General features: G+C 59.9%; 9 protein-coding genes, 1 rRNA gene and 2 pseudogenes. All 12 read left to right on the top strand.

Annotated elements, in window-relative coordinates:
* The first annotated feature begins 13 nt into the window (after positions 1 to 13).
* Positions 14 to 889, top strand: coding sequence for an Hsp33 family molecular chaperone HslO (hslO, locus tag ACSEXS_RS21325; protein ID WP_438435272.1), 876 nt, complete (start codon positions 14 to 16; stop codon positions 887 to 889).
* Positions 890 to 937: 48 nt separating this feature from the next.
* The gene (locus ACSEXS_RS21330; protein WP_438435273.1) at positions 938 to 1,921 is read left to right on the top strand and encodes a peptidylprolyl isomerase; all 984 of its coding nucleotides are present in this window, start codon (positions 938 to 940) and stop codon (positions 1,919 to 1,921) included.
* 147 nt (positions 1,922 to 2,068) lie between these two features.
* Entirely contained in the window at positions 2,069 to 3,010 is a 942-nt protein-coding gene (cysK, locus tag ACSEXS_RS21335) for a cysteine synthase A (RefSeq protein WP_438435274.1), read from the top strand.
* A gap of 148 nt (positions 3,011 to 3,158) precedes the next feature.
* Positions 3,159 to 3,743, top strand: coding sequence for an aminodeoxychorismate/anthranilate synthase component II (gene pabA, locus ACSEXS_RS21340; RefSeq protein ID WP_438435275.1), 585 nt, complete (start codon positions 3,159 to 3,161; stop codon positions 3,741 to 3,743).
* A 31-nt stretch (positions 3,744 to 3,774) separates the two neighbouring features.
* On the top strand, positions 3,775 to 4,674 hold the full coding sequence (gene folP, locus ACSEXS_RS21345; RefSeq protein ID WP_438435276.1) for a dihydropteroate synthase: 900 nt from the start codon (positions 3,775 to 3,777) through the stop codon (positions 4,672 to 4,674).
* Positions 4,662 to 5,018: pseudogene (gene folB, locus ACSEXS_RS21350) on the top strand (dihydroneopterin aldolase); the annotation flags it as partial. The gene folP and the pseudogene folB, both read left to right, overlap by 13 nt.
* 24 nt (positions 5,019 to 5,042) lie before the next feature.
* A pseudogene (folK, locus tag ACSEXS_RS21355) lies at positions 5,043 to 5,504 on the top strand (2-amino-4-hydroxy-6-hydroxymethyldihydropteridine diphosphokinase); the annotation flags it as partial.
* Positions 5,492 to 5,695, top strand: coding sequence for a helix-turn-helix domain-containing protein (locus ACSEXS_RS21360; RefSeq protein WP_438435277.1), 204 nt, complete (start codon positions 5,492 to 5,494; stop codon positions 5,693 to 5,695). The pseudogene folK and the gene ACSEXS_RS21360, both read left to right, overlap by 13 nt.
* A 46-nt stretch (positions 5,696 to 5,741) precedes the next feature.
* Positions 5,742 to 6,758: a tRNA dihydrouridine synthase DusB gene (gene dusB, locus ACSEXS_RS21365; RefSeq protein ID WP_438435278.1), complete on the top strand. Its 1,017-nt coding sequence runs from the start codon at positions 5,742 to 5,744 to the stop codon at positions 6,756 to 6,758.
* Positions 6,759 to 6,961: 203 nt separating this feature from the next.
* A complete protein-coding gene (gene greA / locus ACSEXS_RS21370; RefSeq protein ID WP_438435279.1) occupies positions 6,962 to 7,438 on the top strand; it encodes a transcription elongation factor GreA in 477 nt (158 codons plus the stop codon).
* A gap of 166 nt (positions 7,439 to 7,604) precedes the next feature.
* Complete coding sequence (gene lysS / locus ACSEXS_RS21375; RefSeq protein WP_438435280.1) at positions 7,605 to 9,092, top strand: lysine--tRNA ligase; 1,488 nt, start codon at positions 7,605 to 7,607, stop codon at positions 9,090 to 9,092.
* A gap of 386 nt (positions 9,093 to 9,478) precedes the next feature.
* A 16S ribosomal RNA gene (locus ACSEXS_RS21380) occupies positions 9,479 to 9,691 on the top strand; the annotation flags it as partial.

Below are 9,691 nucleotides of genomic sequence, written 5' to 3' on the forward strand. Positions count from 1 at the left end.
GGGACTCGCTCCCATGAAAGACGAATTGATCCGGGCGACGGCGGGGGACGGAAAGTTCCGCGCCTTCGCCGTTCGAACCACGGAACTCACCGAAGAACTGCGGCAGCGCCACCGGACGACGCCGACGGCCACGGCGGCCCTCGGCCGGACGGCTGCGGCCGGCGCGATGATGGGCGCGATGATGAAGGGCAATGAGAAGTTGACCATTCAGGTGAAGGGCGGGGGACCGATCGGCCAGATTGTGGTGGACGCCAATGCCCGCGGCGAAGTCCGCGGCTACGTGGATCATCCGGAGGTCGACCTGCCCCTGAACGAGCGCGGCAAGCTCGATGTGCGGGGAGCGGTCGGGACCGACGGCTTCATCTACATCATCCGCGACCTCGGGCTGAAGGAGCCTTACCTCGGCAGCACGCCGATCGTCTCCGGCGAGCTCGCCGAAGATTTTACCTACTATTTTGCCAAGTCGGAACAGACCCCTTCGGTGGTGGCGCTCGGCGTTCTCGTCGACACGGATTACACCGTTAAAGCGGCCGGTGGCTTTATCGTCCAAGTGCTTCCCGGGGTCAGCGAGGAAGAGATCGACCGGCTCGAACAGCGGCTGAACGGAATTACTTCGGTCACCTCGCTGCTCGACGGAGGTGCAACTTTAGACGAAATTCTGGCGTCTATACTAGAGGATGTCCAAGTGCTCGAGCGCATGAACGTCGCATTCCGCTGCCAGTGCTCGCGGGAACGGATGGAGCGCGGCTTGATCAGCTTGGGCCGCGAGGAGCTTCAGACCATTTTGGAGGAAGACGGGCAGATGGAGCTCGTTTGCCATTTCTGTAACGAAACGTATCATTTTTCCGATAAAGAGATAAAGGACGTTATCGCCCGGATCGGCGAATAAGGCGAAACGGCGGCCGTCAAGGCCGAGAGGAAACCCGAGGGGATAGAGATGAGAAATGCGAAGCTGTTGTGGGGCATCATCGTCATCTTGACGGCGGCCTGCCTGGTGCTTACGCGTGTCGCCATGACGGAAACGCGCGCTCCGGGTCGGGATTCAGCCGCAAGCAAGGGCGAGGAGAGCCGCGTGGTCGCCCGGATCGGCGACAAGACGATCACTTCCGAGATGGTGAGGCAGAAGGTATACAGCAAGTACGGAATGGAAATGCTGAACCAGATGCTCGACCACCTTGCCATCCAACTGGAGGCGGATGACCGGGGACTACGCGTCGAGGAGAAGGAGATCGCTTCCGAGCTCACCCGCATGCAGCAGGGGTACGGCAGCGAAGAGGAGTTCTACCAATCGATGAAGGAACAGGTCGGCATGACCCGCGAGGAGCTGCATGAGGACGTGTATTTCAAGCTCTTGGTGGAAAAGGCCGCCACCGCCGACATCGTGGTAGGAGAGAACGAAATCAGCGACTACATCAAGCAGCACCCCGAGGAATTCGCCAATACCGAGCAGTTTCATCTCCAGTATATCCTGAACGAGACGCTGGAGCAGGCCAACCGGACGTATGAGCTGGCCCGCAGCGGCAATGATTTTTCCACGCTGGCCAAGGAACGGTCGTTGGATGTCAACACGGCGAGCGAGGGAGGCGACCTGGGCTGGATCGAAGAGAACGACCCGTTCGTCTCGCCCGGCATCCTGAAGGCGGCCAAGGACATGGAGATCGGAGCGGTCAGCCAGCCGGTGCAGACGGACGGCGGATACGCAATCGTTAAGCTGATCGAACGCAAGGAAGACAAGAAGGGCGATCCCGAGGCCATCCGGGAGACGGTGCGCAAGCAGCTGGCATTGCAAAAGGCTCCTCCCATCAAGGACTTCACGGAGCAGCTGCGCGACAAATGGAAGGCGACGCTCGTCGACACGGATCAGGAATTTGGCACTCCGGGCACAGCCGCCGCCTCCTCCGCCCCCTCCGGCGGACAATAGCCTTAAGCTCAAGAAGGGATTCCGAAGCTCCACAGCGGGCGGCGGAACCCTTTTCACATTCCAGTTGACAAGGAACAGGCGGATTGGTAAGATGAAGCTATAATACCAACCGGATTAGTCGGAAATATGCGAAGGAGGGTTTCATTCATGGCCAAAATCGTAGACAGCGTCACCGAATTGATCGGAGGAACTCCGCTTGTGCGCTTGAATCGCGTCGTCCCCGAGGACAGCGCGGAGATTTACGTGAAGCTCGAATACCAGAACCCCGGCTCAAGCGTCAAGGACCGCATCGCCATCAGCATGGTGGAGGTGGCCGAGCGGGAAGGCAAGCTGAAGCCCGGCGACACCATTGTCGAGCCGACGAGCGGCAACACTGGGATCGGTCTGGCCATGGTCGCCGCCGCCAAGGGCTATAAAGCCATTCTCGTCATGCCGGAGACGATGAGCCTGGAGCGGCGCAACCTGCTCCGCGCATACGGCGCGCAGCTGGTGCTGACCCCCGGAGCGGAGGGCATGAAGGGCGCGATCAAGAAGGCCGAGGAGCTCCAGGCGGAGAACCCGACTTATTTTATTCCGCAGCAGTTTAAGAACCAGGCGAACGTGAAGGTCCACCGCGAGACAACCGGACCGGAAATCGTCGAAGCGATCAACGCCAAGGACGGCAAGCTGGACGCCTTCATCGCCGGCGTCGGAACCGGCGGAACGATCACCGGCGCGGGCGAAGTGCTGAAGCAGAACTTCCCGGACATCGAGATCTACGCCGTCGAACCGGCCGCTTCCCCGGTGCTTTCCGGCGGCAAGCCCGGCCCGCACAAGATTCAAGGCATCGGCGCCGGCTTCGTGCCGGATATCCTCAACACGGAGATTTACAAGGAAATCATCGCAGTCGAGAATGAGCAGGCCTTCGAGACCGCCCGCCGCGTGGCGCGCGAAGAGGGCATCCTCGGCGGGATCTCTTCCGGCGCCGCCATCTATGCAGCCCTTCAGGTCGCCAAGAAGCTGGGACCGGGCAAGCGCGTCGTCGCCGTTCTCCCGAGCAACGGCGAACGTTACCTGAGCACCCCGCTGTATCAATTCGAAGAGCAATAAGGTCCGTTCGCGAACGGACTCGGCATCGAAAGGCAGCCCCTATCGCAGAGGGGCTGTCTTGTTGCGTTTGGACGGGGGTTGTCCTCTAGGTTGACGGGGAGCGCAATATCCTTTTAAATAGGGGAAAAGGCTAAGGAGTGAGTCGGCTGTGATCTTGGTTATCGATAATTTCGACTCGTTTACGTATAACCTGGTTCAGTATTTGGGCGAGCTGGGGGAGACCGTCGAAGTCCGCCGCAACAACGAGATCACGCTTGCCGGGATCGAGGAGCTGGCGCCGGACCGGATTCTCTTGTCCCCGGGACCCTGCACGCCGAACGAAGCCGGCATTTGCCTCGACCTGATCGAGCATTTCAAGGGCCGGATTCCGATCCTCGGCGTCTGCCTCGGCCACCAAAGCATCGGCCAAGCCTTCGGGGGCGAGGTGGTCCGGGCGGAACGGCTGATGCACGGCAAGACCTCCGCCATTCGCCATGACGGCGAAGGGGTGTTCGCGGGGATCGAATCGCCGTTCACGGCTACCCGCTACCACTCGCTCATCGTCCGCCGGGAGACGCTGCCGGCCTGCCTGACCGTCAGCGCTTGGACGCAGGAGGGCGAGGTCATGGGGCTTCGCCACAAAGACTACGCCATCGAAGGCGTACAGTTTCATCCCGAATCCATTCTGACCGATCACGGCCGCAAGCTGCTGCAGAATTTTCTGTCGCTTCAGCCGACGGAAACGATCGGCTGACCGATCTCAATTCAAGGAAGGATTTAGCGCCATGGAGGACAATCGTTCCGCCCTTTCCGCTTTCCCCAGCCCGGCCGGCCCTCCGGACCGGGTGCTGGACTGCCGGGGCCTTCCGCTGCGGCTTGGCGAAAAGACGCGGATCATGGGCATTTTAAATGTAACGCCGGATTCTTTTTCCGACGGCGGACGCTACATGGAGGTCGCCGCCGCCGTCGAGCACGCCCGGGCGATGGTCGCCGCCGGAGCCGATCTCATCGAAATCGGCGGCGAATCGACCCGGCCCGGCTCGACCCCGGTACCGGAGGAAGAAGAAATCCGCCGGGTCGTGCCGGTGATCGAGGCGCTCCGGGAGGCGATCGACGTTCCGCTGTCGATCGACACCTTCAAGCCGGGGACGGCCCGGCGGGCGCTTGAGGCGGGCGCCCATCTGCTGAACGACATCTGGGGCTGCCGGGACCCGCGCATGGGCGAGCTGGCGGCGGAATTCGGCTGCCCGCTCATCCTCATGCACAACCGGGTGCAGCCGGATTACGGCGATTTTCTCGAGGACGTCGTCACCGATTTGAAGGAGAGTGTGCGAAGCGCGCGCCGGGCGGGCGTGCGCGACGAGCAGATCATCCTCGATCCCGGGATCGGCTTCGCCAAATCGCATGAGCAGAACCTGCTCCTGATGGGCAGCCTGGACCGGCTGACGCGTCTCGGTTACCCGGTACTGCTCGCGGCTTCGCGCAAGCGGACGCTGCGCCGGGTGCTGGATTTGCCAAGCGGGGATATCGTTGAGGGAACGGTGGCGACCACGGTGCTGGCCATCGCCCAGGGCTGCGAGCTGGTTCGCGTGCATGACATCAAGGAGAACGCACGGGCGGCGCAGATGGCCGATGCCATCGTCCGCCTCCGGCCGGATAAGGGGACTGCCGCATGGACAAATTGACACTGAGCCGCATGGAATTTTACGGGTATCACGGGGTGTTCCCCGAAGAAAATAAGCTGGGCGCCCGCTATTATGTGGATGTAGAGCTGTGTCTTCCGTTATCCCGGGCAGGCGCCGGCGACGAGCTGACGGAGACGATCAACTACGCCGAGCTGTACGGCCGAGTGAGAACAATTGTCACCGAGCGCTCGTTCAAGCTGATCGAAGCGCTGGCCGAGCACATCGCGCAGGACCTGCTCGCCGCCTACCCGGTGCTCGGGGAGGTGGTCGTTCGCGTCACGAAGCCCCATCCGCCCTTCGATATCCACTTTGCCGGCGTGACGGTCGAGCTGCGCCGCGGTCGGCCGATCGAGGCGGCGATCGGGCTCGGTTCCAACCTGGGCGACCGGGCCGGCACCCTCGCCGAAGCGTTGCGGCTGCTGTCCGCGCACCCGCGGCTGAAGCTCGTCCGGCAGAGCCGTCTCTTCGAGACCGAGCCGGTCGGGAACACCCGGCAGGGCCGATTCCTGAATCAGGCCGCCGTTTTCTCCACCGACCTGCCGCCCGAAGAGCTGCTCTCGGAGCTCCTCGCGGCGGAGAATCGGCTCGGGCGCGAGCGCTCGGAGCGGTGGGGCCCACGGACGATCGACCTCGACCTGCTGCTGTATGGGCAGGCCGAGCTGAAGCTCCCTCGCCTCGCCGTCCCGCACCCCCGGATGGCCGAGCGGGCCTTCGTATTGGTTCCGCTGGCCGAGGTCGTGTCCGACGACGCCGTGCCGGGTCTCTGCTCCCTGGCGGAACGGATTGCCGCTATGCCGGATAGAAACGAGGTCGTCGCATGGACACCATGAAGCTTGCCCTGCGTATCCGCGCGTTCCGCAAACTGAAAGGGCTGACGCAGATGGAGCTCGCCGATCGGATGAATGTGTCCGTATCGGTGCTCGGCGCCCTGGAGCGCGGAACGCGCAAAGCGGACGCCAAGCTGATCCGGCTGATCGCCGAGGTGCTGAGCGTCAAGGAAGAAGAACTGTTGGACCGGTAGCCGTTCTCTGAACGGCTGCCGCTTTTAGAATAGAAAGGAGCCTGTAATGCTGAAAATTGGGAATGTAGCCGCCCCGAACAACGTTGTCTTGGCCCCGATGGCCGGTGTCTGCAACCCCGCTTTCCGGCTGATCGCCAAGGATTTCGGCACGGGACTCGTCTGTGCCGAGATGGTGAGCGACAAGGCCATTATGCACGGCAACAAACGGACGATGGAAATGCTCTACGTGGACGAGCGGGAAAAACCGCTCAGCCTGCAGATCTTCGGCGGCGATACCGAGACGCTGGTGGAAGCGGCCAAGGTCGTCGACCGAGAGACCAATGCCGATATCATCGATATCAACATGGGCTGTCCCGTCCCCAAGATCACCAAATCGGACGCCGGGGCGCGGTGGCTGTTGGCTCCCGATAAAATTGAACAAATGGTGTCGGAGGTCGTAGCCGCCGTATCCAAACCGGTCACGGTCAAAATGCGGATCGGCTGGGACGACGACCACATCTACGCCGTCCAGAATGCGAAAGCTGTCGAAAACGGCGGGGGCTCCGCCGTCTCCGTTCATGGCCGCACGCGCGTTCAGATGTATAGCGGAACGGCCAATTGGGAGATGATTAAGGAGGTCAAGCAAGCGGTGGGCATTCCCGTTATCGGCAACGGCGACGTGTTTACCCCGGAGGACGCCAAGCGCATGCTGGACACGACCGGCTGCGACGGAGTCATGATCGGGCGCGGCGCGCTGGGCAATCCGTGGATGCTGTACCGGACCGTGCGCTACTTGACCGAGGGGGTGCTTTCCCCGGAGCCGACGGCGGAGGAAAAGATCCGCATCGCCATCCTCCATATGGACCGTCTGATCGCCCTCAAAGGCGAAAACATCGCCATCAAGGAGATGCGCAAGCACCTGGCCTGGTACCTCAAGGGGCTGACCGGAGCCGCCCGCGTCAAGGACGCCCTCATGGAGATGGAGGAGCGCCGGGACATCGTGGAGGCGCTGGAGGAATTTGTCGAAAAACTGGCCCAAACCGGCGAAGCGGAAGCGGAACCGTCGGAGATTCCCGTCTCCTGATGATCCCTTAACCGCTGGTTAACCGTAGTTCTGGCTTCGATTGACAATTGAAGGGGCTTGCAATATAATCAGTCGTAAATCTTGAAGCCAAGCCGCCATTGTCATGACGTATCTACGCGAACCATATAGTAAAGATGAAGCCGCGAAGCCGTTTGGCCTTGCGGCGCCTTTTATTGAATTCACACGACAGGAGTTTTGTTGGAATGAGCGAAAAAGAAACGATTCTGACTCAGGAAGGCCTGAAGCGGCTGGAGGAAGAGCTGGAAAACCTCAAGTCGGTCAAACGCCGCGAGGTGGCGGAACGGATCAAGATCGCCATCGGCTACGGAGATATCAGCGAGAACTCCGAATACGATGATGCCAAGAACGAGCAAGCCTTCATCGAAGGCCGCATTCTGCAACTCGAGAAGCTGCTTCGCAACGCCCGCATCATCAACAACGAAGAAGTGGACACCAATACCGTCAGCATCGGCGCCAAGGTAACGCTTAAGGACCTGGAATTCGGGGATACGGTGGTCTACACGATCGTCGGAACGGCGGAATCCGATCCCTTCGAGAATAAAATCTCCAACGAGAGCCCGGTCGGCCGTTCGATTCTCGGCCAAAAGAAGGGTTCGACGGTGGAAGTCAGCGTTCCCGCGGGTATTATCCAATACCAGATCATCGACATTCAAAAGTAAGCGGACGAACGGATGGACCAAGACGCCCTACAAGGCGAAGGAAAAGCTTCCTCAGCGGGAAGCTTTTTCGCATTTTCCGGATTCAAATGGGGAAAAGGCTTTTGTTTGACCCGGTTTATGAGTACAATGAAGGAATGGATTCGATAAGGTGAAGGAGTTTTGAGCGATGAGTCAGGAACTGGAACTGAATGACCTGCTGGTGATCCGCCGGGACAAGCTGGACGAGCTGAGGAAGCTCGGCATGGACCCGTTTGGGCACAAATACGTTAGAACGCATAGCGCCAAGGAGATTCTCCGGGCTTATGATGAGATGGACAAGGACGAACTCGAAGCGCTCGCCCCGAAGGTGAGCATCGCCGGCCGCATTATGCAAAAGCGGAGCATGGGGAAGGCCTCCTTCGCCCACATCCAGGACCTGTCCGGCAAGATTCAGATTTACGTCCGCAAGGATTCGGTGGAAGAGACGCAGTATGAAGCCTTCGATCTGCTGGATATCGGCGACATCATCGGCGTGAGCGGCGAAGTCTTCAAGACGAAGACCGGAGAAACGACCGTCAAGGCGACCAGCCTGGAGGTGCTCACCAAATCGCTCTACCCGCTGCCGGATAAGTTCCACGGGCTGAAGGATGTTGAGATGCGCTACCGCCAGCGCTATGTCGATCTGATCATGAGCGAATCCGTGAAGGAAACGTTCATCACCCGCTCGAAGATCATCCAGGCGATCCGCCGTTACCTCGATACGAACGGCTACCTGGAAGTGGAGACGCCGACCCTGCATGCCATCGCCGGCGGCGCTGCGGCGCGTCCCTTTGTCACCCACCACAACGCCCTCGATATGCAGCTGTTCATGCGCATCGCCATCGAGCTGCACCTGAAGCGCCTGATCGTCGGCGGAATGGAGAAGGTGTACGAGATTGGCCGCGTCTATCGCAACGAAGGCACCTCGACGAGGCACAACCCGGAATTTACCCTGTTGGAGCTGTACGAAGCCTATGCCGATTACGAAGATATCATGAAGCTGACCGAGGATTTGATCGTTCACGTCGCCCGCGAGGTGCTCGGAACCACCGAGATTCACTACCAGGGGAAGACGATCGATCTGGCTCCGCCGTGGCGTCGCGTTTCCATGGTCGAGGCCGTCAAGGAAGCCGTGGGAATTGACTTCAGCGTAGAGATGTCCGACGAAGAAGCCATCCGGCTGGCCAAGGAGCATAAGGTTCCGGTCGAGCCGAGCATGACGTTCGGTCATATCGTCAACCAGTTCTTCGAAACCTTCGTCGAAGAGACCCTGATCGAGCCGACGTTTATTACCGGACATCCCGTCGCCATCTCTCCGCTGGCCAAGAAGAGTGCCAAGGACCCGCGCTTTACCGACCGGTTCGAGCTCTTCATCGTCGGTCGCGAGCACGCCAATGCGTTCACCGAGCTGAACGATCCGATCGACCAGCGCGAGCGGTTTATGGAGCAGCTGCGTGAACGGGAGCTCGGCAACGACGAGGCGCATGAGATGGATGAAGACTTCGTCCGGGCGCTGGAGTACGGCATGCCGCCTACGGGAGGTCTCGGCATCGGCATCGACCGGCTGATCATGCTGCTCACCGATTCGGCGTCGATTCGCGACGTCCTGCTGTTCCCGTTGATGAGGGACCGTTAAGCTCGCGGAATGCGGGCTTGGAGGAAAAGCGGAAGGCCTTGGGGCTTTCCGCTTTTTTATTGGTTCCGGAGGTCAAGGAAAGAATGAATAAAATAATGCTTGCATTGCGAAGGCGTTCTATGGTACATTACTTCTTGCCGCTTCGAGAGCCGCAAGGCACAGCAGGCGGTGCAAAGTGAGAAAATGCTTCTCTGGTAAAAATTGAGGGTTGCATGATTAAAACTCACTGTGCTATATTATAAAGGTCGCGCTTGACGCGATGCATGCCCTTTGAAAACTGAACAACGAGTGGATAGGACGCAGAATTCGGGCTTCGGCTCGAAGGACGCACAAACAACACGCAAGTGTTAATGAATGAGCTTAAGAGAACGATCTATAGAGTAACTTTTATGGAGAGTTTGATCCTGGCTCAGGACGAACGCTGGCGGCGTGCCTAATACATGCAAGTCGAGCGGAGTTGTTCCTTCGGGAATAGCTTAGCGGCGGACGGGTGAGTAACACGTAGGCAACCTGCCCTCAAGACCGGGATAACCTTCGGAAACGAAAGCTAAGACCGGATACGTCCTCTTTGTCGCATGGCGAAGAGAAGAAAAGCGGAG

This window comes from Gorillibacterium terrae (genome assembly GCF_051594785.1).
Classification (GTDB): domain Bacteria; phylum Bacillota; class Bacilli; order Paenibacillales; family NBRC-103111; genus Gorillibacterium.